Here is a 23,145-nt window from a genome sequence, read left to right as displayed (position 1 = left end):
AACCAAAACCCCGTCCCTCTGAATACAATCAGAGAGGCGGGGTTTTGGCATTGCTTGAGCGGAACGGTTAAAATCAACTTCAAGAGGTTAATCTTAAAGAACAGAGTGGAGGAGGGAATATATGAACATCAAGCGTTATATGATAAAAGACACAAGTGAAACACGCCTGAAGGACCTCGATCCAAATGAACGCGGTGAATTCAAATCCAAGGAAGAAGCGGAAGCCAAAATGGAGAAGCTGAAGAAACGGCTGGCTGAGCTTCAGGATATCCTTTTTGCACAGAAGAAGCATTCCCTGCTGGTTATTCTTCAAGGAATGGATTCGAGCGGGAAGGATGGAACCGTTAAGCATATTTTCTCCGGCATTAATCCGCAGGGGTTCATCGTCACCAGCTTCAAGAAGCCCTCTCTTGAGGAGGAGGCTCACGATTTCCTGTGGAGAGTCCATATGAAGACACCACCCAAAGGCTATATCGCTGCATTCAACCGTTCGCATTATGAAGATGTACTGGTACCGCGTGTGCATGGCAGTCTGAAGAAAGAGGATGCCAAGCGGCGTTTCCGCTACATCCGCCAGTTTGAGGAAATGCTGGCGGAAGAGGGGACAACGGTCATCAAGCTCTTTCTGCATATCTCCAAGGAGAAACAGCTGGAGAAGATTCAGGAGCGGCTTCATGATCCGGCGAAGCATTGGAAGTTCGATGCCAGTGATCTGCAGGAGCGCGAATACTGGGACGATTATCAAAAGGCCTATGAAGATGTTTTTGAGCAAAGCAGCATAGAGAAAGCCCCTTGGTACTGGATTCCCGCGAATCACCGATGGTACCGCAATTATCTGGCGCTGGCCATTGTGGTGAAGACGCTGGAGGGGCTTGACCTGAGTTACCCGAAACTAAATACACCTACTCCGGATATTTCCGAGCTTATTTCTCCGCGCCACTAATTCATTGCATCATACACTATAACGGCGCGATATAGAACTGGCCTAAGCTTACATCCCGGCAGCGTCTTCTAACCCATTATCCAGCCAAGCGGAGTCGCGGACTTCCTTGCCGTCGGCGCTGCTTTGGCTGATTAGTTCAGAGACAGTAACGAATTCATATCCCTGGCTGCGCAGCTTATCAATGATTTGCGGCAATGCCTCATGAGTCTGCTTACAGGAGTCGCTGGCATGCAGCAGAACGATATCTCCGGGATGGGCCTTGCTCGTCACACGGTTCACGATATTATCCACACCGATGTTCTTCCAGTCCAGCGAATCCGTATCCCATTGAATGACCTTATAACCAAGATCAGAGGCAACCTGAAGCACTCTTTTGTCAAAATCGCCATTGGGCATTCTAATCAGATTAGGCTGTGTTCCCGTCAGTTCGGTCAATACCGTATGGGCAGTAGTAATTTGCGTACGGATTTCTTCATTGCTCAGCGTGCTGTAGTTCACATGCTTGTGGCCGTGGCTGCCAATCTCATATCCGGCGTCTTTGATGCTGGTGACGATCTCAGGATGGGTCTTGCTCCAAGGGGAGGACAGGAAGAAGGTAGCCTTATCCACCTTTTTATCTTCCAGCACCTTCAGAATTGGTTCGGGTCTCTTTTCCCCCCAGCTAATATCAAAGGTTAAGGCGATCAGCTTCTTTTCCGTCGGCACACTGTAAATGGCGGAAGGGGCTGCTTCCGAGAAAACAGTAATATTACCCCTCTCGACATAGACGACGCCGGCGGTAAGAAGCGCAGCAGCAAAGATGTAAATGAACCGTTTTATCTTTTTGCCGCTGAATACATAAAAAGAATTCATAATGTCAGCGCTCCTCTCCCATGCGAAATGCTTGTTTGTTCTAAATGTATGCTCGTACAGGGCGCTTATGACCGCAGATATGAAACCGCAGTAAATGCTTTTGAAGCGCGATATCATTTCAGGAGGTACACATGTTATCCTTTAATACTTTTATCAGAGACTTGGGGACGATCCGCAAAGCATTGCTGACCGCAGCCCTGTTATTCATAGCCGGCGGTGTAATAGGCTGGATCGGTACAGGAAGTCTGCAGCAGCTGCTGAACGAGCAATTGAAAGGAATCAGCGAAATCAGCGGGGACCTTAGAGAGTCCTCCAATCCGCAGTGGAGCTTTTTTGTATTCATATTCTTGAACAATAGCATCAAAAGCGTGGTCATTATATTTCTTGGGGCGCTGTTTGGAATATTGCCGGTGCTCTTCCTGCTGATTAATGGTGCGGTCATTGGTTATCTGATTCATTTGTCCGCAATACAGGGACAGGACCTGTTCACCCTGATTGTAAAAGGATTGCTGCCGCACGGGATTATCGAGATTCCGGCAATCATTATTGCCTGTGCCTTTGGTCTGAGATTCGGAGGCAAAGCGTTATCTGCCCTGCTTCGGGCGGGAAAGAGGAATGAGAGGGAAGCAGACCATTGGCAGGCGTTCATGCGGCAGACTTTTACCGCTTCGGTATGGATTGTTATTCTGCTGTTCATCGCGGCAATCATTGAGAGTACAATTACATTTTCACTTTTATCATAAAATTTATGGGAATTGAGCATAACATTAAAAGCCAAATAGATTGGCCCCATAGTCGGAATTTGGATATAACGAAACCATAATGGAATTTTATATAATTATGGTTATAGATCCTATGCTCCGGTTAATCTAGTGTAAGCAGTACAATAGGAGCTTCCCACATCGAATGGTCTATTTTCTACAGTAGAGGACATGGCATTTGATGGTTGTTGATAGCTATGAATTTCATGAAGGAGGCCAAGCATATGCTCGGGATGTTGTTCAATGAGAAGGAATGCAAAGAGCTGGACTATGTTTTGCGCAAAGAGCTGGATGAAATGCTTCTGGATTTGAGCGATCAGCGTTTAGATCAGAATATCAGACACGCTATTGCCAATCGATATAAAACCGTATTCCGTATGTATGCACGTTTTGCACCACAGAAGGAGTTGTCAAAGTACGCATGGGGAGGACGTTCTTCTCAATTCAAACATTGAATTCTAAAGTGGTATAAGATCAGAGTAAATAAAATTAACCTAATAGCTTGACTAAAAGGGAGCCGGCATGATACATTATATCTCGCGCTCCTTTTGAATGTTTAAAGGGATGCTGCAGGCAGGGAATAATGAAAAATAACTTTTTCAAAAAAAGCTTGCCAAACAACGAAACACTATGATATATTATAAAGGTCGCCGCTGAGATGCGGTGAAGAGCTAAAATGAGACATTGATCTTTGAAAACTGAACAACGAGTGAGTGGGAAATCGCTTCGGCGAGATCCAAAATAGAGAATGTAAGTTCTCGTCAGATGTTTCAAAATGAGCAATCGCTCTTTCTAAATACAATTTGGAGAGTTTGATCCTGGCTCAGGACGAACGCTGGCGGCGTGCCTAATACATGCAAGTCGAGCGGAGTTTGAATGGAAGCTTGCTTCCATTCTTGCTTAGCGGCGGACGGGTGAGTAACACGTAGGCAACCTGCCCTCAAGACTGGGATAACTACCGGAAACGGTAGCTAATACCGGATAATTTCTTTCCTCTCCTGAAGAGAGAATGAAAGGCGGAGCAATCTGCCACTTGGGGATGGGCCTGCGGCGCATTAGCTAGTTGGTGGGGTAACGGCTCACCAAGGCGACGATGCGTAGCCGACCTGAGAGGGTGAACGGCCACACTGGGACTGAGACACGGCCCAGACTCCTACGGGAGGCAGCAGTAGGGAATCTTCCGCAATGGGCGAAAGCCTGACGGAGCAACGCCGCGTGAGTGATGAAGGTTTTCGGATCGTAAAGCTCTGTTGCCAGGGAAGAACGTCCGGTAGAGTAACTGCTACCGGAGTGACGGTACCTGAGAAGAAAGCCCCGGCTAACTACGTGCCAGCAGCCGCGGTAATACGTAGGGGGCAAGCGTTGTCCGGAATTATTGGGCGTAAAGCGCGCGCAGGCGGTCATTTAAGTCTGGTGTTTAAACCTTGGGCTCAACCTGAGGTCGCACTGGAAACTGGGTGACTTGAGTACAGAAGAGGAAAGTGGAATTCCACGTGTAGCGGTGAAATGCGTAGATATGTGGAGGAACACCAGTGGCGAAGGCGACTTTCTGGGCTGTAACTGACGCTGAGGCGCGAAAGCGTGGGGAGCAAACAGGATTAGATACCCTGGTAGTCCACGCCGTAAACGATGAGTGCTAGGTGTTAGGGGTTTCGATACCCTTGGTGCCGAAGTTAACACAGTAAGCACTCCGCCTGGGGAGTACGGTCGCAAGACTGAAACTCAAAGGAATTGACGGGGACCCGCACAAGCAGTGGAGTATGTGGTTTAATTCGAAGCAACGCGAAGAACCTTACCAGGTCTTGACATCCCTCTGAATCCGCTAGAGATAGCGGCGGCCTTCGGGACAGAGGAGACAGGTGGTGCATGGTTGTCGTCAGCTCGTGTCGTGAGATGTTGGGTTAAGTCCCGCAACGAGCGCAACCCTTGACTTTAGTTGCCAGCAGGTAAGGCTGGGCACTCTAGAGTGACTGCCGGTGACAAACCGGAGGAAGGTGGGGATGACGTCAAATCATCATGCCCCTTATGACCTGGGCTACACACGTACTACAATGGCCGGTACAACGGGAAGCGAAGCCGCGAGGCGGAGCCAATCCCAGCAAAGCCGGTCTCAGTTCGGATTGCAGGCTGCAACTCGCCTGCATGAAGTCGGAATTGCTAGTAATCGCGGATCAGCATGCCGCGGTGAATACGTTCCCGGGTCTTGTACACACCGCCCGTCACACCACGAGAGTTTACAACACCCGAAGTCGGTGGGGTAACCCGCAAGGGAGCCAGCCGCCGAAGGTGGGGTAGATGATTGGGGTGAAGTCGTAACAAGGTAGCCGTATCGGAAGGTGCGGCTGGATCACCTCCTTTCTATGGAGAATCGTCACCTGCAACGGTGACATTCAAATCGGAAGCTAAAGCTTCCACAATAGAACCTTCGGGTTCGGACACTCACTCGTGTTCAGTTTTGAAAGAGCAAGTCTCTTTCGTATGCGTTTGGTGGCGATAGCGGAGGGGTTCCACACGTACCCATCCCGAACACGACCGTTAAGCCCTCCAGCGCCGATGGTACTTGGACCGAAGGGTCCTGGGAGAGTAGGACGCCGCCAAGCGAACAATCAATTTATTGGTTGCTTCAACATGTTATTTGTTATATGGGCTTTTAGCTCAGTTGGTTAGAGCGCACCTCTGATAAGGGTGAGGTCGGTGGTTCGAGTCCACCAAGGCCCACCATATAACATTTTAGATTTGAATAACACCTTTATGGGGCCATAGCTCAGCTGGGAGAGCGCCTGCCTTGCAAGCAGGAGGTCAGCGGTTCGATCCCGCTTGGCTCCACCAATTATCTTTACAAGAGTATATGCAAGAACTTGATCCTTGAAAACTGGATACCGAAACGAATTTGCGTTTTAGAACATCTTTTAGCTGAAACTTGTGAAAGCAAGTTGGAATAGTTATTAGTGCAGAACGAAGGTTTTCGATTGTGCAGCGACCTTTGGCTTTGAATGTGTTGGTGAATGGAGCAATCCATGAGCAGCATTCAAAACAAGATGAGCAAACAAGCGAAACACCGGAGTGACGGTTAAGCTAATAAGAGCACACGGAGGATGCCTAGGCGCCAGGAGCCGACGAAGGACGTGGCGAACAACGAAACTGCCTCGGGGAGCTGTAAGCAAGCTTTGATCCGGGGGTGTCCGAATGGGGAAACCCAGCTGTGGTAATTCGCAGTTACTCGTATCTGAATACATAGGATACGCAGAGGCAGACCAGGGGAACTGAAACATCTAAGTACCCTGAGGAAGAGAAAACAATAGTGATTCCGTCAGTAGCGGCGAGCGAACGCGGAACAGCCTAAACCAAGGGGCTTGCCCCTTGGGGTTGTGGGACGTCTCACATGGAGTTACAAAGGAATATGGTAGGCGAAGAGGTCTGGAAAGGCCCGCGATAGAGGTAAAAGCCCTGTAGCCTAAACTGTGTTCTCTCCGAGACGGATCCCGAGTAGTGCGGGGCACGTGAAACCCCGTATGAATCCAGCAGGACCATCTGCTAAGGCTAAATACTACCTGGCGACCGATAGTGAAACAGTACCGTGAGGGAAAGGTGAAAAGCACCCCGGAAGGGGAGTGAAATAGAACCTGAAACCGTGTGCTTACAAAAAGTCAGAGCCCTCTTTATGGGTGATGGCGTGCCTTTTGTAGAATGAACCGGCGAGTTACGTTTAACATGCAAGGTTAAGGTGAGAAGCCGGAGCCGCAGCGAAAGCGAGTCTGAATAGGGCGACTGAGTATGTGGACGTAGACCCGAAACCGTGTGATCTACCCCTGTCCAGGGTGAAGGTGCGGTAACACGCACTGGAGGCCCGAACCCACGCATGTTGAAAAATGCGGGGATGAGGTGGGGGTAGCGGAGAAATTCCAATCGAACTCGGAGATAGCTGGTTCTCCCCGAAATAGCTTTAGGGCTAGCCTCGGTGAATGGAGTGGTGGAGGTAGAGCACTGATTGGGTGCGGGGCCCGCAAGGGTTACCAAGCTCAGTCAAACTCCGAATGCCATTAACTTCTTGCCGGGAGTCAGACAGTGAGTGCTAAGATCCATTGTCAAAAGGGAAACAGCCCAGACCATCAGCTAAGGTCCCCAAGTGTGTGTTAAGTGGGAAAGGATGTGGAGTTGCACAGACAACCAGGATGTTGGCTTAGAAGCAGCCACCATTGAAAGAGTGCGTAATAGCTCACTGGTCGAGTGACTCTGCGCCGAAAATGTAACGGGGCTAAACACACCACCGAAGCTATGGCTAGATGCTTTGCATCTGGGGTAGGGGAGCGTTGTATGTGGGTTGAAGGTGTACCGTAAGGAGCGCTGGACAGCATACAAGTGAGAATGCCGGTATGAGTAACGAAAAGATCAGTGAGAATCTGATCCGCCGAAAGCCCAAGGTTTCCTGAGGAAGGCTCGTCCGCTCAGGGTAAGTCGGGACCTAAGGCGAGGCCGAAAGGCGTAGTCGAAGGACAACAGTTTGAAATTACTGTACCACCGTAATCCGCTATGAGCGATGGGGTGACGCAGGAGGGTAGTGACGCGGACTGATGGATGTCCGTCTAAGCAGTGAGGCTGGTGTGTAGGCAAATCCGCACACCGTTAAGGCTGGGCTGTGATGGGGAGCGAAAATTGTAGTAGCGAAGGTCATGATCTCACACTGCCAAGAAAAGCCTCTAGCCAGGAGAAGGTGCCCGTACCGCAAACCGACACAGGTAGGCGAGAAGAGAATTCTAAGGCGCGCGGAAGAACTCTCGTTAAGGAACTCGGCAAAATGACCTCGTAACTTCGGGAGAAGAGGTGCCTCGGTAGGGTGAATAGCCCGAGGGGGCCGCAGTGAAAAGGCCCAAGCGACTGTTTAGCAAAAACACAGGTCTGTGCGAAGCCGCAAGGCGAAGTATACGGGCTGACGCCTGCCCGGTGCTGGAAGGTTAAGGGGAGTGGTTAGGAGCAATCCGAAGCTGTGAACCGAAGCCCCAGTAAACGGCGGCCGTAACTATAACGGTCCTAAGGTAGCGAAATTCCTTGTCAGGTAAATTCTGACCCGCACGAATGGCGTAACGACTTGGGCGCTGTCTCAACGAGAGATCCGGTGAAATTTTAATACCTGTGAAGATGCAGGTTACCCGCGACAAGACGGAAAGACCCCATGGAGCTTTACTGCAGCTTGATATTGAATTTGGGTACGATCTGTACAGGATAGGTGGGAGCCGGTGAGAGCGGAGCGCAAGCTTCGCTGGAGGCGCCGTTGGGATACCACCCTGATCGTATCTAGGTTCTAACCTAGTGCCCTAATCGGGTACGGGGACCGTGTCAGGCGGGCAGTTTGACTGGGGCGGTCGCCTCCTAAAGAGTAACGGAGGCGTTCAAAGGTTCCCTCAGAATGGTTGGAAATCATTCGCAGAGTGCAAAGGCATAAGGGAGCTTGACTGCGAGACCTACAAGTCGAGCAGGGACGAAAGTCGGACTTAGTGATCCGGTGGTACCGCATGGAAGGGCCATCGCTCAACGGATAAAAGCTACCCTGGGGATAACAGGCTTATCTCCCCCAAGAGTCCACATCGACGGGGAGGTTTGGCACCTCGATGTCGGCTCATCGCATCCTGGGGCTGAAGTAGGTCCCAAGGGTTGGGCTGTTCGCCCATTAAAGCGGTACGCGAGCTGGGTTCAGAACGTCGTGAGACAGTTCGGTCCCTATCTGTCGTGGGCGCAGGAAATTTGAGAGGAGCTGTCCTTAGTACGAGAGGACCGGGATGGACGTACCGCTGGTGCATCAGTTGTTCCGCCAGGAGCATGGCTGAGTAGCTACGTACGGACGGGATAAGCGCTGAAAGCATCTAAGCGTGAAGCCCCCCTCAAGATGAGATTTCCCAATTAGTAAGACCCCTTGAAGACGACGAGGTAGATAGGTTGGAGGTGGAAGTGCAGCAATGCATGGAGCTGACCAATACTAATCGGTCGAGGGCTTATCCAAAAATCTACAACGCAGATTCGTTTCGGATTCAGTTTTCAGGCGATCAAGCCTGGTACACCTTAAGCTGCATGTCCTTTCTGGGGACTGATCTTTTCTTGCAGCGATTTCGAGAAGCGGAAGCTTCGAAAAATCATGTTTGGTGGCGATAGCGGAGGGGTTCCACGCGTACCCATCCCGAACACGACCGTTAAGCCCTCCAGCGCCGATGGTACTTGGACCGAAGGGTCCTGGGAGAGTAGGACGCCGCCAAGCGGATAATATTCCCTGATAGCTCAGTTGGTAGAGCACTCGACTGTTAATCGAGTTGTCACAGGTTCGAGTCCTGTTCGGGGAGCCATGCTCTCATAGCTCAGCAGGTAGAGTGCTTCCATGGTAAGGAAGAGGTCACCGGTTCGAATCCGGTTGAGAGCTCCACAGATTTACTAAGGCCCGTTGGTCAAGGGGTTAAGACACCTCCCTTTCACGGAGGTAACATGGGTTCGAATCCCATACGGGTCACCAATTTTTATGCCCCTTTGGAGCGCCATACATATGGAGGCTTAGCTCAGCTGGGAGAGCATCTGCCTTACAAGCAGAGGGTCGGGGGTTCGAACCCCTCAGCCTCCACCATAATTTTCTTGATATTTGTGGGAGATTGTGGGCATTATATAGGTATCTATTGTAGGGGATTCGCCAAGCGGTAAGGCAACGGACTCTGACTCCGTCATCATAGGTTCGAATCCTATATCCCCTGCCAATTGCGAGCCATTAGCTCAGTTGGTAGAGCACCTGACTTTTAATCAGGGTGTCGAAGGTTCGAGTCCTTCATGGCTCACTTTTATCAGTTTTATGCGCGTGTGGCGGAATGGCAGACGCACCAGACTTAGGATCTGGCGTCGTAAGACGTGGGGGTTCAAGTCCCTTCACGCGCACCACTTATTTGCGGACGTGGCTCAGCGGTAGAGCATCGCCTTGCCAAGGCGAGGGTCGCGGGTTCGATTCCCGTCGTCCGCTCCATAATTTTTGCGCCCTTAGCTCAGCTGGATAGAGCGTTTGACTACGAATCAAAAGGTCGGGAGTTCGAATCTCTCAGGGCGCGCCATTTATAACTTCATTGAATTATCAAAGTGTCCTCAAGATTCGAACGAGTTCGTTGGAGCATAAGCTTCGATAGCATCTTCTTCGCAATCGGATGCGCAGCATCCGTATCTCTCAGGGCGCGCCATTTATAACTTCATTGAATCATCAAAGTGTCCTCTCAGGATGCGCCATTATTATTTTGTATTATAGCCCTAATATTAACGGGATGTAGCTCAGCTTGGTAGAGCACCTGGTTTGGGACCAGGGGGTCGCATGTTCAAATCGTGTCATCCCGATATTTCACCTTTGCGGGTGTAGTTCAATGGTAGAACTTCAGCCTTCCAAGCTGATAGCGTGGGTTCGATTCCCATCACCCGCTCCATATTAAATTTCATAGTTTCGGGATGTAGCTCAGCTTGGTAGAGCACCTGGTTTGGGACCAGGGGGTCGCATGTTCAAATCGTGTCATCCCGATAATTCAGCTTATAGCTGGCAATGAACTCTTACTTCGGTAAGAGTTTTTTGTTGCGTTATTAAAGGAACGTATGTTCCTTTAATCATCTAAAAAAAAGACAACCTCTGCCGGGATGCCAATCCTTGCATAATAGCTCTGTAAAGATTCCTCCTGCTCGATAGAAGTGCCGGCGGATAGCAGCTTCACTGCGAATAAGTTTGCCTGACGCTCCAGCTTCCCCGAAGAGAAATAAGAATTTTCCTCCAGAAAAAACCGGTTGACCCCTTTATGCAGACGGTCATGAGCCAATTCATGCGCACATACAAACCGCTGCCACTCCAGAGGCAGCTCATTATGAATGACAATAAACCTTCTTTTTAGCTTACGGTAATACAAGCCCTTGGTGCCTTCGCCCAGATTCATGAACCTGATGTGAATGCCGAGGGCCCCAGCCAGCTCGAAGGGGCTGTTGGTTTTATATTTTTTGACCAGACGCTTAATTAGCTCATCCATATTCTTCACCCGCAGCATGTTAATAGTTGTATGATTGCCTGGCTATTCCTTCGTACCTGAATCGTGCTTGGGCTTGGTTCTTTTGTTCATCTGCTTGGCCTCCCAGAATAGACCTGTTAATACATCCTTGATCCGCTGCTTATCTTCCTTGTTCAGAGGGATTCCGTCAAACATCAGCTCACCGTCATCCTCGAGCATTTGGCGGAAATCCCGTTTATCCTTACTCGTAGCCCATGCGGGCACTGCACCTTCTGTACTGCTCTCAGATTCCGTTAAATGACCGGCATGGCCCATAAGCTCCTCATAAGAGACATCGGTCGCATCAGCAATCTTACGCAATGTGGCCGGCTTAGGGACACCCCGTAATCCATTCTCTATCCGCGAAATTTGTGCTCCGCTGATTCCGGCAAGGGATGCCAACTGATTGATTGTCAGCCCCTTGTCTTCCCGAAGCTGTTTCAGATAGTTCCCAAATTCCTCTGCCATCATTAACCACTCCTTATCACCTAATAAGCTGTTGCTATTAATATAAGCTATTTTTGCCAATAGGTAAACAATAAAGCAGCCATTGTTGCCAAAAGGTAAGAGAAGTGATGAATATAGCTTGTTTATGCACTAAAACGGGCTTAAATGGGATTTTACGGAATTGGCAGATAAGTGGTATATTATTGAAAAAGGCGAACAATATACGAACAAGTAAAATTCTACCACATTTCGCTGCAAAGGTCCGCAATAAAGTTCTCAAATCTGTTCAACATCAAAGGAGTGGTTCACATGATGATTCTAGCTTCGCTGCCCGAGCTTGACCGCCGTCTTACTCAGGTCACTATAGAGAATATGCTGGAGAAATACCGTATTTTTAAGACTGTAACTTTCGAGGCTAAAGAGGCCGGGATTACGTACTCTTATATGGAGAGATTCCATGGCGCGACAAATTCGGTTACGGATCAGACGGCGGCCATAGCAACTCATAACGTGGATGTGCCTGCTGCAAGAAGAGCATATTGTGCAATGATAGATTCCGTAGTAGAGAGGCTTACACTTAGAGAACAGCAGCTTGTACGGGAGCGCTATATGCGCAGAGAGGAGAGCTATGACTACACGATCTATAATCATGTGTTCGATCCCCCGGTGAGTAAGGACACTTATGTGAAAATAAGGTCGAAGGCGTTCTATAAGATGGCGCTCGCGCTCGCAGATCTGCAGCTGTTATCATTAGCTACGCTAGAGAAAACAACAGGGGCCAGCAGGGAGAAATAGCAGACAGCCTTCTGTAGCTTAACCGTTCCACAGTAATAGCCTGGAGATTCGGTTATTTTAGATAATAAGAAATACAGCAAGCCGTGTTGCCCAATGGGTGATGCGGCTTTTTTGCGGGATCGCAGGTACATCCTTTTGTCATCCCAAGGGTCTCCGGAAGTTAGTCCTTTCTCCTCTGTAATAGCGTCTGCGCAAGGATTCAAAGGGTCTATATTTATAACATGGCAAATGGAGCAGAAGGACACCGCAGGAGCATGAATGCTCTACAAGATACAGCCCCTTGGAGGGCTAGGCACAAGCGTGGTGAAAGTTCCTTCAGCAGTTGCCTAATACAAGGCGGATATTATTCTTGTCAGGATTCTATCCGTTTGTGATTTCCAGAAGGGGGGAGGGATTATCACAACTAATCTTGAGAGGAATGAAATTATGGCTGTACAACAATTGCGGGAGAACATCACAGATGCGCTGGCACAGTTTTATCCGGATATTCCTGTCTATGTGGAAGGGGACAAGCCGCAGTCAGCCTACTTCAAACCGGGGCTAATCTCGGCAACGTACGACCGGCAGCGGGAAGGCCGATATATGGCGGTGTACCGTTTCGGTATCCGCTATGAGCAGGGAAGCCTGCTGGAAGCAGAGAGTATGGCGGACGGTTTGTGTGAAGCGTTGGCGGTCAGGGAAAGCGGGAATTCTTCTTTTCGGGTGATTCGCCAGTCGTGGGAGGCAGGAACAGAGGGACATGGGCCGCTGTTCACAGTGGACTATATGCTCTATCTCCAGAAGCAGAAACAACCGCAGGATGAGGCAGAACTGATGGGTCACTTCACAGAAGGAGCATGGCTGAAATGAGTTCAAATGAAATGAAGGCAAGCGAGCTGAAGCGGAGCGGAGAAGGCCGGAATGCTTTTGGTAAAAAGCAGATTATGGGTTCTGTCGTATTCACGCCGAAGGAAAAAGATGTACTGGAAGTAGTTCTGCAAGAGAGCGGGAGCTACACCCTGGAAGAGGCTAAGCAATTAATCGAGCTTTATCTAACTAAGGAGGTTATCTAATGGCTGGAGGAACATGGACAACACAAAACAAGGTGCGTCCGGGAGTATACGTAAATGTGGCTTCAAACGGAAGCGTCGCAGGTAAAATGGGGGAACGCGGTACGGCGGCCTTGGCGCTTACGCTGCCTTGGGGACAAGCTGGAGTCATTCTTAAGCTTACTGCCCAGGAAGATTTCAAGCAGAAGCTAGGGTTTGATCTGACGGATGCGCAGCTGCTGCCGGTAAGAGAGGTGCTGAAACGGGCAGGTACGCTGCTGCTCTACCGCTTGAATCAGGGAGTTAAGGCTGCTGTCACTAATAACGGGGTGCAGGCTACGGCGCTGTATGGCGGAGAACGCGGTAATGCACTCAAGATTGTTATCGAAAAAAATATCGACGACAACGCTCAGTTCGATGTGCGGACTTTGCTTGAGAATACAGAGGTGGACAAGCAGACAGTAGCCACGGCTGCCGGACTGGCTGCAAACGACTATGTAGAATTTAAACCGAATGGACCTGGTGCGCTGACGGTAACGGCTGGGATGCCGCTTGTAAGCGGTGCGAATGGTACGGTAACCAATACGGAACACAGCGACTTCCTGTCGGCGCTGGAGGTTCAGGACTTCCAGACTGTGGGTCTGGTATCCGAGGATAACACGCTCAAGGCACTATATAGTGCTTATGTGAAGCGTCTGCGCAATACGGAAGGCAAGAAGGTGCAGGCGGTATTGTCCGATTATGCTACAGCTGATCATGAGGGCATTATCAGCGTGGCAAACGGTGTGGTGCTGAGTGACGGGACTGTGGTGGATAAAGCGCATGCCGTGACTTGGGTAGCCGGTGCTACTGCCGCCGCTGCAGTGAACGAATCCCTGACTTATCAGGCCTACGATGACGCTGTTGATGCGGATGTGCGCTTCAGCCATTCCGAGACCGTAGCCGCGCTTACAGACGGTGAACTGCTCTTTACGTATAATGGCGGCCGTGCTGTGGTAGAGCAGGATATCAACACCTTTACTTCATTTTCACCAGATAAGGGTAAGGCATTCTCCAAAAACCGTGTGCTGCGCGTGCTGGATGGAATCGCCGGGGATTTGAAGCGTATTTTTGAGAATTACTTCATTGGCAAATTGCCAAATAATGAAGACGGGCGTGCGCTGTTCTGGTCGCAGTGCGTTACCTATATGAATGATCTGCAGAACCTAGGGGCAATTGAGAACTTCAACGCACAGAGCGATATTGTAGTTACCCCCGGAGCGGACAGTGACAGTGTTGTGCTGGATGTGGCTGTGAAGCCGGTGGATTCCGTAGAAAAAGTATATATGAAAGTGAAGGTGGTTTAAGATGACATTCTTGAAAGCCAGCGATACGCTATCCGGCCAGGAGGGCCGGGCCTATGCCACAATTAACGGACAGACGGAAGAAATGTTCTATGTAAAAACGCTGGAAGCCACGGTGGAGAAGCAGAAGGCGGAAGTGAAAACGCTTGGTCGCCGCGGGGTGCAGCATAAGGCAACCGGATGGTCAGGCAGCGGTACGATGACGATTTTCTACATGACGAGCCGTTTCCGTCAGATGATGCTGGAATATATGAAGACAGGGATTGACCAGTATTTCAGTATTATTGTTACGAATGAAGACCCGTCTTCTACAGTTGGCGCGCAGCGCATTATGCTGAAGGATGTCAATCTGGACAGTGTCATTATGGCCTCGCTGGATACGGAGTCGGATGCGCTAGAGGAAGAGGTCAGCTTTACATTTGAGGATGTGGAATTGGTACAGCCCTTCAGTGCCCCGGCAAATTCCGGCCAATAAAGATTAAGCAGGCATATCCATAGACAAGAGCTGGAAAGACCCGGGCGTATTATATGGCGGCGGGTCTCTTCTTTTGTCAATACAAATAAGAATCCGGGAGGAACAACATGAGTGAATTAAGTTTGTTTTTTGCACAAAATGCGGCATGCGATACAACAGAGGAGTTTGTGGTCTCGCTTCGTTTCAAGGATAAGGAAGGTAAAGCTGCCGTGTGGAAGCTGCGCAGCATGAATGAGGATGAGAACCAGGAATGCCGCAAAGCTGCTACCCGCAAGGTCAAAGGAAAGAACGGTACCTACTCTACAGAGATTGATCCCAATGAGTATATGGCGAAGCTGATGACGGCTAGCGTAGTGCATCCGGATCTTAAGAACACCGAGCTGCAGCGTTCTTATGGGGTGATGGGGGCCGAATCACTGCTGCGCAAAATGCTGCTGCCCGGTGAATTTGCGGCGCTTGGTGAGCGGGTACAGGCACTTAACGGCTTCGCCACAGATATGAACGAGCTGGTAGATGACGTAAAAAACTAATCAACGAGGGTGATGGTGAGGCCAATCTGGCCTACTACGCCCTCCACGAGCTGCACATTCTGCCGCATGAGCTGATGAAGCTCTCCGTCCGCGAACGTGCGGCGATCTATGCCATGATTGCTGTGCGCGTGGACAAGGAGAAGCGGGAGCGTGCCCGGAGCAAGGGGAAGAAGAGATGAAGGGGGTGAATGAATGGAAATTACGAGTACAGCATTGGTTCCCGTAACAGCATTAACCGTCTGGCAAAATGTGAATTCACAGTGGGACCGGCTGAACCAGAATTTTAACCGGGCCAGCCACTCGCTGGGTGATCTGCAGCAGATACTGGAGCGGATATACGAGGAGAAAAATAAGTCTTTTATGGAAGGGTTCATGCAGTCTCAGGAAGCAGCCAGACGGCTGGCGGATGAAGGGGACTCTTCCAGATCCCAACGCTCCGCGGGCAGTTCTAACGATGACGATCCGGATAATAACGATGTCCGGAATGCCAAGAGCGGATTTATGGGTGAGGTCCAAAAAATAATGAAGGCACTGGACGTAGGCGGATTCGAACTAATCACTTACGTTGGGGAAAAAGCCATAGGATATATGCAGAACAAGAAGAAAGAAGCTGCAGCAGAAAAGGAACAAAAAGCAGCAGAAAAGGCGCGGAAAGCAGCAGAGCCGGGATTCCTCTCCAAGACGAAGGATTCCTTGGGTTCACTGGACCTTGGCGGTGTGTTCGATAAGGTTAAGTCACTGGGTACGAAAGCGATAGCTGCGAACGCAACGGAAGAAGATAAGGGGAAATGGAACAAGCTGCAGGGCAACATGGATAGCGCAGTTGAAATGATGGGTCAAAAAGCCATCGTTGCGTTGCGTCCGATTCTGGATACCTTGAATAATGCATTTCAATCTGAAGGAATGTCTACTGCACTAAATCTGATCGCGAATGCATTCTTGGTAATAGCTACTGTGATTGGAGAAGTTGTAAATGGCATCTTGTATATGTTTACAGCGTTCCAGGAGAACTGGGATGTTGTAGGGCCGATACTTGCGGCCATTGCCATTGTCTTCATAGCTGCAATGATTGTGCAGTTATATAATCTTGCTGCCGCGTGGCTTGTAGGCATGTGGCCGATCCTTTTAATTGTTGCGGCTGTAGCGCTGCTTATCTACATTCTTCAACAAGCAGGTGTGTCCGTAAACGAGGTAGTGGCTTTTATCGGGGGAGCTTTTGGCTGGCTACGGGCAACGATAGAAAATTTTGTTATCGGTCTGTATAATAACTTCGTTTCATTTGCAGACTTCTTCCGTAACTTGTTCATTGATCCGACATATGCTGTGCAAAAGCTATTTTATGACCTGGCCACGAACTTCCTGGGCTTCATTTACCAAATGGCGTTAGGTGTTGAAAGCTTTGCAGGCGGGTTCGTAAAGGCTATAGCAGAAGGCATCAATTTTGTACTTAAGGGAATTCAAGTTATGGCAGGGTGGTTAAGCAAATTTCCCGGTTTTGAATTTCTGGCCGATTTCAAACCCAACTTTCTTGAAGCAGAGAATCCGCATGTCTTCAGTGATATGGTTAAGAATGCTCAAGGTACCCTGGTAGAGCCTACATCAACTAAGGATGTGTACAATACCAAAAAGAAAGAATTTGTGGATACCGCCAAAACAGTAAAGGAGTATGGGGACAAGGCATCAGCTCTCCCCGCAAAATTCAATACCAAGCTGGATCGGGTCAAGCCAAAAGATGATAAATCCCAGAATCCTGCTCAAGCCGCTGCAGCGAACATCAACAGCGTCAACAAAGTGGGCGAAGTAGGTTCCATTAATGAAAAGGTGGATATCTCCAGCGATGATCTGGATATGCTGCGGGAGCTAGCGGAGATTCAGTCGATACAGAATTTTGTCGAGCTGACGCCAACTGTGCAGGTAACAACCGGTAATATTAATAACTCCGGCGATATTGACTCCATCATTACAAAGATCGGGCAAAAGCTGAAAGAGGAATTTGTCTCTACGGCCCAGGGGGTGTATACGTAACGTGGAAGAGTATGGGTTCTATCTTAGCTTCAACAACTATGAAGAGGTGATCCGGCTTCCGGTTAACCCTGAGACCCTTGAGATCAAAGAGAACGGTGACAGCAAGAGCTATACGGTCGTTGATTTTGGCGAGATCAATGCTATTGCTTATCCGAAGCTGACGGAGATCACCATTGAGAGTATTTTTCCGGCACAGTATTATCCGTTCGTGGTGTATTCCGGCGAGAATGCCGGCAAGCTGCTGAAGCCTTATGAATATGTGGAGCTGATCCGCAAATGGATGCTGAGCCGCCGGCCGGTCCGGTTTGTTTTCTCAGGGCTGAAGGCAGTGAACGTACAGGACACGCAGACTCCGGACTGGCTGAAGCAGGCAAGTACGCAGGCGCAGCAGACTTTTACCGGGGACATTGGCATCAATATGGCTGTTAGTATTGAAAGCTTCTCATGGAAGCTTAGTGCGGGCTCTTCCGGAGATATCGAGTATACGATCGGCTTGAAAAAATATGTGTTCTATCAGGCCTTAGCCATGAAGGTCGACAGCAAGGGTGAAGTGAAGACGCAGCAGAAGCGGGCAAGCGAGAAGACAGCCCCCTCCACTTATACCATCAAAGCCGGGGATACCCTCTGGTCCATTGCTCAAAAGCACCTGGGTGACGGCAGCAAAAGCAAAACTCTGCAAAAGCTTAACAGTATCCCGGACAGTGAACTGAAGAAGCTCAAACCCGGCAGAGTGATTAAGCTGTCGTAGGAGGCCATGGCGATGGAATTAATAGTAATCAATAAAGAAGGCACGATCTGGGATGTTTCCGGGATTGCCACTGATATCTCATGGAAAACCACACGTACCGGAAAGCCTGCCACACTCGAGCTTACGCTGGCGGACAGCGGGATTTATCAGCATGCGAAGTTCGGCATCAGTAACGGGGATATTGTGCAGTTCAGGAAAGACGGGATTGATGTGTTCTACGGATTCGTCTTCAGCATCGATACGGGAGCGAATCAGGAAATTAAGCTGACGGCTTATGACCAGATCCGTTATCTGCTGGGCAACGGCAGCTATGTGCTGCAGAATATTACTGCAAGTGAACTGATCCGCAAAGTCGCCGCAGACTATGGCCTTCGGCTCGGAGTGCTGGACCCGGCGAAGTATACGATCCCCTCCCTGATCGAGGACAATAAAAAATTGCTCGATATTATTATGGGCGCAGTCGGCAGCGAACTGCAGTATATGGGCCAGCTGATGGCTTTTTATGATGATTTCGGAAAGCTGACCCTGCGTGCGCCTCAGGCAATGCTGCTGAATGTGATCCTTGGTGCCGGTCATTATCTGTATGATTATTCGCTTAAAAGAAGCATTGACGATGATACGTACAATACGATCCTGCTCTATCAAGACAATGAGGAAACCGGCAAACGTGAGTTTTTCCCGGCAACGGATAAGGAAAATGTGGAACGCTGGGGAATTCTTCATCTGTACCAGAAGGCGGACGACAAGGCGAATGCTGCGCAAATCCAGGAGAAGGCAGGCAATCTGCTGAAGCTGCATAACCGCGAGAAGCTTAGTCTCTCTGTACAGGCGATTGGTGATATGCGGGTCCGGGCCGGGAATTTCATCTATGTCTTACTTGATGAGTTTGAGACCCAGCTGTTTCTGGTGGACCAATGCAGCCATAAGATTTCAGGAGGGGAGCATACGATGTCCCTAGACATTAAGGTGGTGTAGACAAACATGCTTGATATTATTAAACAAGCAAGCCTCGGAGCCGTATCGAATACGAATCCGGTGGCTTTTTCTTATGGAACGGTAGTCGGGGCACAGCCGTTGCAGATCCAGGTAGAGCAGCGGTTTATTCTGACCGGACCGGCGCTGGTTGTTCCAGAGTCCATGATGGAGAGCAGGACATTGTTTGAGGGCAGAGAGATCTTGCTCCGCCGGGGCTTGGCAGCGGGAGACCGCGTGCTGCTCGTGCGTATGCAGGGCGGACAGAGCTACATTGTCCTGGATCGGCTGGTGGACCTATGATCCCGGCAATTGGCAGATCGGGTCCGGTTACGGCAGCTCTTGAAGGGAGTACAGCAGCTTCGGGTACCAGCCCCAGCTTAACGTACCGGATGGACTTTGAGCATAAGCGGATAGCCGGACGTATTGATGGGCTCGAGGCAGTGAAACAGGCAGCGGTCAAAGTGCTGCAGACTGCCCGCTTCGAGCATTTGATCTATAGTCCAAACTACGGAACGGAATGGAGTCTCGTACTGGGACAGGACAGGCTGCTGGCCCGGCCGGAGCTGCGCAGAATTGTAAGTGAGGCGCTGCTCCAGGATGAGCGGATTCAGCAGCTTGAGGATGTGGATATTCTTTTTAATGGTGATACGGTGAGCTTCAGCTGCACAGCTGTCACGTATTACGGCAATTTTGAACTGAGAAAGGAGGAGATTGCCGGTGTATGAAGATCAGACCTATGAGGCCCTGCTTGAACGTATGCTGGACCGGGTTCCGGAAGGGATGGATAAGCGCGAGGGAAGCATTATTTATGATGCGCTCGCTCCGGCGGCGGCCGAAATGGCCCAGATGTATATTGAGCTTGAGGTCAGCAATAATCTGTATTTCCCCGATACAGCGGGTGGTGAGTATCTGGAACGCAGCATTGCCTGGACGGGGATTACCCGCCATCCCGCAGGGAAAGCGCAGCTGAGCGGCAAGTTCTATACCAGCGGAGGGGAACTGCTGGATATTCCTCTTGGCAGCCGGTTTTCCCTGGGCTTGCTCCACTATAGCGCAGCGGAGAAGCTGTCACCCGGAATGTATCGTCTCGAAAGTGAGACCGCCGGCTCAGAGGGAAATCAGTACTCGGGTACGCTGCTGCCCATCGATTATATCCCGGGGCTGGCCCGGGGGGAGATTACGGCACTGCTCGTTCCCGGTACGGATGCGGAGTCAGATGGAGCGCTGCGCCAGCGGTACTTCGATTCGGCTAGACGGCCTTCGACGAGCGGCAATAAATATCATTATATGGAATGGGCACAGGACATCCAGGGCGTAGGGGGAGCGCGGGTTTTTCCGCTGTGGGCCGGGCCGAAGACGGTAAAAGTGGTCATTGTGAACGCGGAGCACAAGCCTGCTTCCGCGCTTCTGGTCTCTCAAGTGCAGCAGTATATCGATCCTGCTCCGGGTCTTGGCGAAGGACAAGCTCCGGTCGGAGCCGTAGTGACGGTAGAATCCGCCACAGGCAAAACCATTAACGTCACAGCCAAGGTTACACTGGCAGCGGGTTATGCGCTGCAGCCGGTTATTAATGCTTTTACAGCGATTCTGGAGAAATACCGCAAAGAGAAAGCTTTTGCCGCCACCTATATCAGTCAATCTGTAGTTGGATCGCTGCTGCTGGATACCGACGGCGTTGTGGATTATAGCGGACTCAAGCTGAACGGCGGGACGGGAAATGTGACTCTAACCGAAACTGAAGTGCCGCTATTCGGCAGTGTCGTACTGGAGGTGTAGCGATGGGATATCCGGAGCAGATTGACGTCTTTCAGGATAGGCTGAACAAAAAAGCAAACGGCAGCAGCTATGTCGTCGAGGAGAAGCTTCTTCTTGCAGGCGGTGTGTACAGCGGGCTTCTTGCCCACGATAACATTAATAATCAGACCCTATCCGTCTATACAGGTTCACGCTATAGCGGGACTGAGGTGCGGAATTACTCAGTGTCTTTTCCTGATGAGGCGCCTTGGCGGCGGATGATTAAGATCTATGCCGATGTGCCCGAAGTGTACGTGACCTACGAAACGCCGGGAGATACGGTAGAAGCGGATGATGTGAATCAGCTGCAGTCGGGGCTGACCGCTACACAAAGCGAGCTTGAACGTTACAAAAAAGCCGGGCTGATTGACGGCGGATCTTTCAAAAGAGAGGTGTAAAATGGCACAAACAATTCAGGTGAAACGCGGTACGCGGGCGGAGCTGTCCACTTACGGGACGCTGAAGGCCGGTGAAATGGGCTTTTGTACAGACACGAAGGAGATTTACATCGGAGACGGTACCTCCAATTCCATGGTCGGGCGGGCGTTGTCCGGTCCGGAAGCTTCCCGTCCTGCGGCAGCGTCTGTGGGCCGGCTGTATTATGTGAGCAGCGGAAGTAACAGCGGTTATTTGTACTTCGATGACGGGGCGGCCTGGCGCCGGGTGAATGCGCAGAAATTAACAGATCTGACCGGAACCGTGGATGATATCGCAGATGGCACTACCTATGCCAAAGTGCTCAAGGCGGATATCACGGCGGGGCATCCCAATAAGGTGTCGGACGGCACCAATACGAAGACCGCAGCAGAGATCAAAACCCATATCGACGATGCCACTAAGCACCGGTTGATCAATGATACGGGGACGGCAATTACGGATCTGTGGTCTGCGCAAAAAATCAAAAATGAGATTGAGCTGGCCAAGCATAATATCGAGCCTCAGGCCTCGGTCAAGGATCAGAATCTGACCGCTCCGCCGGCCAGCCCGGTTGAAGGTGAAAGGTACATCATCCCGGCCGGAGCTACGGGTGTATGGGCAGGGAAAACCAATCAGGTTGCCGAGTACCAGTCTGCTGTCTGGGTGTATTATGTTCCGGTTGTTGGCTGGACGGCATATGTGGATGATGAACAGAAAATATACAGCTGGAACGGGACCGCCTGGGTGCGGACGGGTGGAGCACTGCAGACCATTACAGCGGGTAACGGGCTCACCGGCGGCGGACAGGCCGATGCGGTAACGCTGAATGTCGGAGCAGGCAACGGCATTACGGTAAGTGCAGATGCGATTGCCGTAACCGCCGGCAAAGGCATTACTGTAGATGCGGCAGGGGTTGCGGCCAATGTGGATGGCAGCAGTATTGTGTATGATGCGGGCAACGGCAACCGGCTGACGGTGGGCAGTATAGATGGCGGAACATTCTAGGGGGCGGTGACCATGGCACTGAAGACATTGATTCAAATCCGCCGCGGCCTGGAAAGTGCACTGGGTACGCTTGCCGCAGGCGAATTGGGCTACTGCACCGATACAGGCAAGCTCTACATTGGGAATGGCAGCAGCAATTTGCTGCTGGTTGCCGCCCAAAGCACCGGCGACATGCTGAAGAGCATCTATGATACCAATAACAACGGTAAGGTCGATTACGCGCAGGCTGCGGATAGTGTGCCTTGGTCCGGTGTGGACGGCAAGCCATCCGTATTCCCGCCGGCGGCGCACACGCATGAGTATATGCCCAAAGGTCCGCTAACCTGGAATCAGCTTAAGGGGGTGTAGCCGTGGCCTATGGAGACAGTATATATGGCCTTCTGGAATATTCAACAGATGGTGTGACGGGGGAGGGGCCGGAGGTTATTGTCCCGGATCTGATGAAGTACCTGCCGGAGTATTACCAGGGCGTGCCTGAGATGGAGCAGCTGCAGGCGAGTGCCGGTGCGCAGTGCGGTGAGCTTGCCTATGCGATGGCTGACAGCGATGCGCAGAAGACTCTGGAGTCTGCAACCTGGAGTCTGTCCCGCTGGGAGCGGATGCTGGCACTGACTTCGGATACGGACAAGTCTTATGCTACCCGCCGGGAGATGATCAAGGCCAAGCTGCGGGGAAGCGGAACGACCACTCCGGAGATGATCCGGCGGACGGCATCCGCTTTTTCCGGCGGGGATGTTGAGGTGGTGGAGGTGCCCGGAGCGTACAGCTTCGAGGTGCGTTTCGTGGGCACGCTGGGTATTCCGGCCAATATGGCGGGTCTAATCCAGATCTTGGAGGAGATTAAACCGGCACATCTGGATTATAGCTTCGTGTACAGCTACACCTGGTGGGACTCTGTTAAGACGCTTACCTGGAATAGTGCGCATGCCAGAACCTGGAACGAATTAAGAGTATACGAATAGGAGTGT

The 23,145-nt window shown here is 50.7% G+C and carries 22 protein-coding genes, 14 tRNA genes and 4 rRNA genes; 37 read left to right on the top strand and 3 right to left on the bottom strand.

Annotation, left to right across the window (positions count from 1 at the left end; all coding sequences use genetic code 11):
- Positions 1-121 precede the first annotated feature (121 nt).
- Positions 122-943 carry a PPK2 family polyphosphate kinase gene (locus PBOR_RS31230; RefSeq protein WP_042217852.1) on the top strand — a complete coding sequence of 274 codons (822 nt, stop codon included), beginning with the start codon at positions 122-124 and terminating at the stop codon, positions 941-943.
- Between the two features lie 48 nt (positions 944-991).
- On the opposite strand, the gene pdaB is transcribed toward PBOR_RS31230, so the two are convergent.
- Positions 992-1,795, bottom strand: a complete 804-nt coding sequence (pdaB, locus tag PBOR_RS31225; protein ID WP_042140121.1) for a polysaccharide deacetylase family sporulation protein PdaB — start codon at positions 1,793-1,795, stop codon at positions 992-994.
- A 131-nt stretch (positions 1,796-1,926) separates the two neighbouring features.
- On the opposite strand from pdaB, the gene PBOR_RS31220 reads away from it, so the two are divergent.
- The 20 genes from PBOR_RS31220 to PBOR_RS31125 all read left to right on the top strand — a co-directional run bounded on the left by PBOR_RS31220 (position 1,927) and on the right by PBOR_RS31125 (position 10,084).
- The gene (locus PBOR_RS31220) at positions 1,927-2,538 is read left to right on the top strand and encodes a stage II sporulation protein M (RefSeq protein WP_042217851.1); all 612 of its coding nucleotides are present in this window, start codon (positions 1,927-1,929) and stop codon (positions 2,536-2,538) included.
- Positions 2,539-2,780: 242 nt separating this feature from the next.
- On the top strand, positions 2,781-3,011 hold the full coding sequence (locus tag PBOR_RS31215; protein ID WP_025336637.1) for a hypothetical protein: 231 nt from the start codon (positions 2,781-2,783) through the stop codon (positions 3,009-3,011).
- Positions 3,012-3,356: 345 nt separating this feature from the next.
- Positions 3,357-4,914, top strand: a 16S ribosomal RNA gene (locus PBOR_RS31210).
- A 125-nt stretch (positions 4,915-5,039) separates the two neighbouring features.
- Positions 5,040-5,156, top strand: a 5S ribosomal RNA gene (gene rrf, locus PBOR_RS31205).
- Between the two features lie 44 nt (positions 5,157-5,200).
- Positions 5,201-5,277, top strand: a tRNA-Ile gene (locus PBOR_RS31200).
- A gap of 32 nt (positions 5,278-5,309) precedes the next feature.
- Positions 5,310-5,385, top strand: a tRNA-Ala gene (locus PBOR_RS31195).
- Between the two features lie 239 nt (positions 5,386-5,624).
- Positions 5,625-8,551: ribosomal RNA gene (locus PBOR_RS31190) — 23S ribosomal RNA — on the top strand.
- A 135-nt stretch (positions 8,552-8,686) separates the two neighbouring features.
- Positions 8,687-8,803: ribosomal RNA gene (gene rrf, locus PBOR_RS31185) — 5S ribosomal RNA — on the top strand.
- Together the 16S, 23S and 5S rRNA genes with 14 tRNA genes alongside form the textbook arrangement of a ribosomal RNA operon.
- Before the next feature lie 9 nt (positions 8,804-8,812).
- A tRNA-Asn gene (locus PBOR_RS31180) sits at positions 8,813-8,888 on the top strand.
- Between the two features lies 1 nt (position 8,889).
- Positions 8,890-8,965 (top strand) — tRNA-Thr (locus tag PBOR_RS31175).
- A 12-nt stretch (positions 8,966-8,977) separates the two neighbouring features.
- Positions 8,978-9,052: transfer RNA gene (locus PBOR_RS31170), tRNA-Glu, on the top strand.
- A gap of 32 nt (positions 9,053-9,084) precedes the next feature.
- A tRNA-Val gene (locus PBOR_RS31165) sits at positions 9,085-9,160 on the top strand.
- A 53-nt stretch (positions 9,161-9,213) separates the two neighbouring features.
- Positions 9,214-9,287, top strand: a tRNA-Gln gene (locus PBOR_RS31160).
- 5 nt (positions 9,288-9,292) lie between these two features.
- Positions 9,293-9,365: transfer RNA gene (locus PBOR_RS31155), tRNA-Lys, on the top strand.
- Positions 9,366-9,381: 16 nt separating this feature from the next.
- Positions 9,382-9,465 (top strand) — tRNA-Leu (locus tag PBOR_RS31150).
- Between the two features lie 7 nt (positions 9,466-9,472).
- Positions 9,473-9,547, top strand: a tRNA-Gly gene (locus PBOR_RS31145).
- An 8-nt stretch (positions 9,548-9,555) separates the two neighbouring features.
- Positions 9,556-9,632 (top strand) — tRNA-Arg (locus tag PBOR_RS31140).
- 200 nt (positions 9,633-9,832) lie between these two features.
- A tRNA-Pro gene (locus PBOR_RS31135) sits at positions 9,833-9,906 on the top strand.
- A gap of 12 nt (positions 9,907-9,918) precedes the next feature.
- Positions 9,919-9,992 (top strand) — tRNA-Gly (locus PBOR_RS31130).
- 18 nt (positions 9,993-10,010) lie between these two features.
- Positions 10,011-10,084, top strand: a tRNA-Pro gene (locus tag PBOR_RS31125).
- Positions 10,085-10,163: 79 nt separating this feature from the next.
- Here PBOR_RS31125 and PBOR_RS31120 read toward each other — a convergent pair.
- Positions 10,164-10,577: an ImmA/IrrE family metallo-endopeptidase gene (locus tag PBOR_RS31120; RefSeq protein WP_042220125.1), complete on the bottom strand. Its 414-nt coding sequence runs from the start codon at positions 10,575-10,577 to the stop codon at positions 10,164-10,166.
- A gap of 42 nt (positions 10,578-10,619) precedes the next feature.
- Positions 10,620-11,066 carry a helix-turn-helix domain-containing protein gene (locus PBOR_RS31115; RefSeq protein WP_425415509.1) on the bottom strand — a complete coding sequence of 149 codons (447 nt, stop codon included), beginning with the start codon at positions 11,064-11,066 and terminating at the stop codon, positions 10,620-10,622.
- Positions 11,067-11,354: 288 nt separating this feature from the next.
- Here PBOR_RS31115 and PBOR_RS31110 point away from each other — a divergent pair, with 288 nt between their 5' ends.
- The 16 genes from PBOR_RS31110 to PBOR_RS31035 all read left to right on the top strand — a co-directional run bounded on the left by PBOR_RS31110 (position 11,355) and on the right by PBOR_RS31035 (position 23,139).
- The gene (locus PBOR_RS31110; RefSeq protein WP_042220124.1) at positions 11,355-11,837 is read left to right on the top strand and encodes an ArpU family phage packaging/lysis transcriptional regulator; all 483 of its coding nucleotides are present in this window, start codon (positions 11,355-11,357) and stop codon (positions 11,835-11,837) included.
- A gap of 426 nt (positions 11,838-12,263) precedes the next feature.
- Positions 12,264-12,686 (top strand): phage tail terminator family protein, encoded by a 423-nt coding sequence (locus tag PBOR_RS31105; RefSeq protein WP_042217846.1) that lies wholly within the window; start codon positions 12,264-12,266, stop codon positions 12,684-12,686.
- Positions 12,683-12,889: a hypothetical protein gene (locus PBOR_RS31100; protein WP_052429717.1), complete on the top strand. Its 207-nt coding sequence runs from the start codon at positions 12,683-12,685 to the stop codon at positions 12,887-12,889. The genes PBOR_RS31105 and PBOR_RS31100 overlap by 4 nt, the downstream gene beginning before the upstream one ends.
- Positions 12,889-14,211 (top strand): phage tail sheath family protein, encoded by a 1,323-nt coding sequence (locus tag PBOR_RS31095; RefSeq protein WP_042217845.1) that lies wholly within the window; start codon positions 12,889-12,891, stop codon positions 14,209-14,211. The genes PBOR_RS31100 and PBOR_RS31095 overlap by 1 nt, the downstream gene beginning before the upstream one ends.
- Position 14,212: 1 nt before the next feature.
- A complete protein-coding gene (locus tag PBOR_RS31090) occupies positions 14,213-14,683 on the top strand; it encodes a phage tail tube protein (RefSeq protein ID WP_039294168.1) in 471 nt (156 codons plus the stop codon).
- Between the two features lie 107 nt (positions 14,684-14,790).
- Positions 14,791-15,213: a phage tail assembly chaperone gene (locus tag PBOR_RS31085; protein WP_042217843.1), complete on the top strand. Its 423-nt coding sequence runs from the start codon at positions 14,791-14,793 to the stop codon at positions 15,211-15,213.
- 192 nt (positions 15,214-15,405) lie between these two features.
- Positions 15,406-17,238, top strand: a complete 1,833-nt coding sequence (locus PBOR_RS31080) for a phage tail tape measure protein (protein ID WP_042217841.1) — start codon at positions 15,406-15,408, stop codon at positions 17,236-17,238.
- A gap of 1 nt (position 17,239) precedes the next feature.
- Positions 17,240-17,986 (top strand): LysM peptidoglycan-binding domain-containing protein, encoded by a 747-nt coding sequence (locus PBOR_RS31075; RefSeq protein WP_042217839.1) that lies wholly within the window; start codon positions 17,240-17,242, stop codon positions 17,984-17,986.
- 12 nt (positions 17,987-17,998) lie between these two features.
- Positions 17,999-18,961, top strand: a complete 963-nt coding sequence (locus PBOR_RS31070) for an XkdQ/YqbQ family protein (protein WP_042217837.1) — start codon at positions 17,999-18,001, stop codon at positions 18,959-18,961.
- A 6-nt stretch (positions 18,962-18,967) separates the two neighbouring features.
- Positions 18,968-19,261, top strand: a complete 294-nt coding sequence (locus tag PBOR_RS31065; protein ID WP_042217834.1) for a DUF2577 domain-containing protein — start codon at positions 18,968-18,970, stop codon at positions 19,259-19,261.
- Positions 19,258-19,686 carry a DUF2634 domain-containing protein gene (locus tag PBOR_RS31060; protein WP_042217833.1) on the top strand — a complete coding sequence of 143 codons (429 nt, stop codon included), beginning with the start codon at positions 19,258-19,260 and terminating at the stop codon, positions 19,684-19,686. Before PBOR_RS31065 ends, PBOR_RS31060 begins: the two co-directional genes overlap by 4 nt.
- Complete coding sequence (locus PBOR_RS31055) at positions 19,679-20,737, top strand: baseplate J/gp47 family protein (protein ID WP_042217832.1); 1,059 nt, start codon at positions 19,679-19,681, stop codon at positions 20,735-20,737. The genes PBOR_RS31060 and PBOR_RS31055 overlap by 8 nt, the downstream gene beginning before the upstream one ends.
- A 2-nt stretch (positions 20,738-20,739) precedes the next feature.
- Positions 20,740-21,153, top strand: coding sequence for a hypothetical protein (locus PBOR_RS31050; RefSeq protein WP_042217830.1), 414 nt, complete (start codon positions 20,740-20,742; stop codon positions 21,151-21,153).
- Position 21,154: 1 nt separating this feature from the next.
- A complete protein-coding gene (locus PBOR_RS31045; RefSeq protein WP_042217828.1) occupies positions 21,155-22,177 on the top strand; it encodes a DUF2793 domain-containing protein in 1,023 nt (340 codons plus the stop codon).
- A 12-nt stretch (positions 22,178-22,189) separates the two neighbouring features.
- Positions 22,190-22,525: a hyaluronate lyase N-terminal domain-containing protein gene (locus PBOR_RS31040; RefSeq protein ID WP_081970300.1), complete on the top strand. Its 336-nt coding sequence runs from the start codon at positions 22,190-22,192 to the stop codon at positions 22,523-22,525.
- Positions 22,526-22,527: 2 nt separating this feature from the next.
- Entirely contained in the window at positions 22,528-23,139 is a 612-nt protein-coding gene (locus tag PBOR_RS31035) for a putative phage tail protein (protein ID WP_042217827.1), read from the top strand.
- The last annotated feature ends 6 nt before the right edge of the window (positions 23,140-23,145 follow it).

Origin of the sequence: Paenibacillus borealis (assembly GCF_000758665.1) — a bacterium.
Taxonomy (GTDB): domain Bacteria; phylum Bacillota; class Bacilli; order Paenibacillales; family Paenibacillaceae; genus Paenibacillus_AQ; species Paenibacillus_AQ borealis.
Note: the sequence above shows the minus strand (reverse complement) of the source record. Positions and strands in the feature narration are given on the sequence as shown.

Bases quoted from the DNA above. Each gene is read 5' to 3' on its own strand.
- PBOR_RS31230 (WP_042217852.1), top strand. From the start codon at position 122: ATGAACATCAAGCGTTATATGATAAAAGACACAAGTGAAACACGCCTG.
- pdaB (WP_042140121.1), bottom strand. From the start codon at position 1,795: ATGAATTCTTTTTATGTATTCAGCGGCAAAAAGATAAAACGGTTCATT.
- PBOR_RS31220 (WP_042217851.1), top strand. From the start codon at position 1,927: ATGTTATCCTTTAATACTTTTATCAGAGACTTGGGGACGATCCGCAAA.
- PBOR_RS31215 (WP_025336637.1), top strand. From the start codon at position 2,781: ATGCTCGGGATGTTGTTCAATGAGAAGGAATGCAAAGAGCTGGACTAT.
- PBOR_RS31120 (WP_042220125.1), bottom strand. From the start codon at position 10,577: ATGGATGAGCTAATTAAGCGTCTGGTCAAAAAATATAAAACCAACAGC.
- PBOR_RS31115 (WP_425415509.1), bottom strand. From the start codon at position 11,066: ATGATGGCAGAGGAATTTGGGAACTATCTGAAACAGCTTCGGGAAGAC.
- PBOR_RS31110 (WP_042220124.1), top strand. From the start codon at position 11,355: ATGATTCTAGCTTCGCTGCCCGAGCTTGACCGCCGTCTTACTCAGGTC.
- PBOR_RS31105 (WP_042217846.1), top strand. From the start codon at position 12,264: ATGGCTGTACAACAATTGCGGGAGAACATCACAGATGCGCTGGCACAG.
- PBOR_RS31100 (WP_052429717.1), top strand. From the start codon at position 12,683: ATGAGTTCAAATGAAATGAAGGCAAGCGAGCTGAAGCGGAGCGGAGAA.
- PBOR_RS31095 (WP_042217845.1), top strand. From the start codon at position 12,889: ATGGCTGGAGGAACATGGACAACACAAAACAAGGTGCGTCCGGGAGTA.
- PBOR_RS31090 (WP_039294168.1), top strand. From the start codon at position 14,213: ATGACATTCTTGAAAGCCAGCGATACGCTATCCGGCCAGGAGGGCCGG.
- PBOR_RS31085 (WP_042217843.1), top strand. From the start codon at position 14,791: ATGAGTGAATTAAGTTTGTTTTTTGCACAAAATGCGGCATGCGATACA.
- PBOR_RS31080 (WP_042217841.1), top strand. From the start codon at position 15,406: ATGGAAATTACGAGTACAGCATTGGTTCCCGTAACAGCATTAACCGTC.
- PBOR_RS31070 (WP_042217837.1), top strand. From the start codon at position 17,999: ATGGAATTAATAGTAATCAATAAAGAAGGCACGATCTGGGATGTTTCC.
- PBOR_RS31065 (WP_042217834.1), top strand. From the start codon at position 18,968: ATGCTTGATATTATTAAACAAGCAAGCCTCGGAGCCGTATCGAATACG.
- PBOR_RS31060 (WP_042217833.1), top strand. From the start codon at position 19,258: ATGATCCCGGCAATTGGCAGATCGGGTCCGGTTACGGCAGCTCTTGAA.
- PBOR_RS31050 (WP_042217830.1), top strand. From the start codon at position 20,740: ATGGGATATCCGGAGCAGATTGACGTCTTTCAGGATAGGCTGAACAAA.
- PBOR_RS31045 (WP_042217828.1), top strand. From the start codon at position 21,155: ATGGCACAAACAATTCAGGTGAAACGCGGTACGCGGGCGGAGCTGTCC.
- PBOR_RS31040 (WP_081970300.1), top strand. From the start codon at position 22,190: ATGGCACTGAAGACATTGATTCAAATCCGCCGCGGCCTGGAAAGTGCA.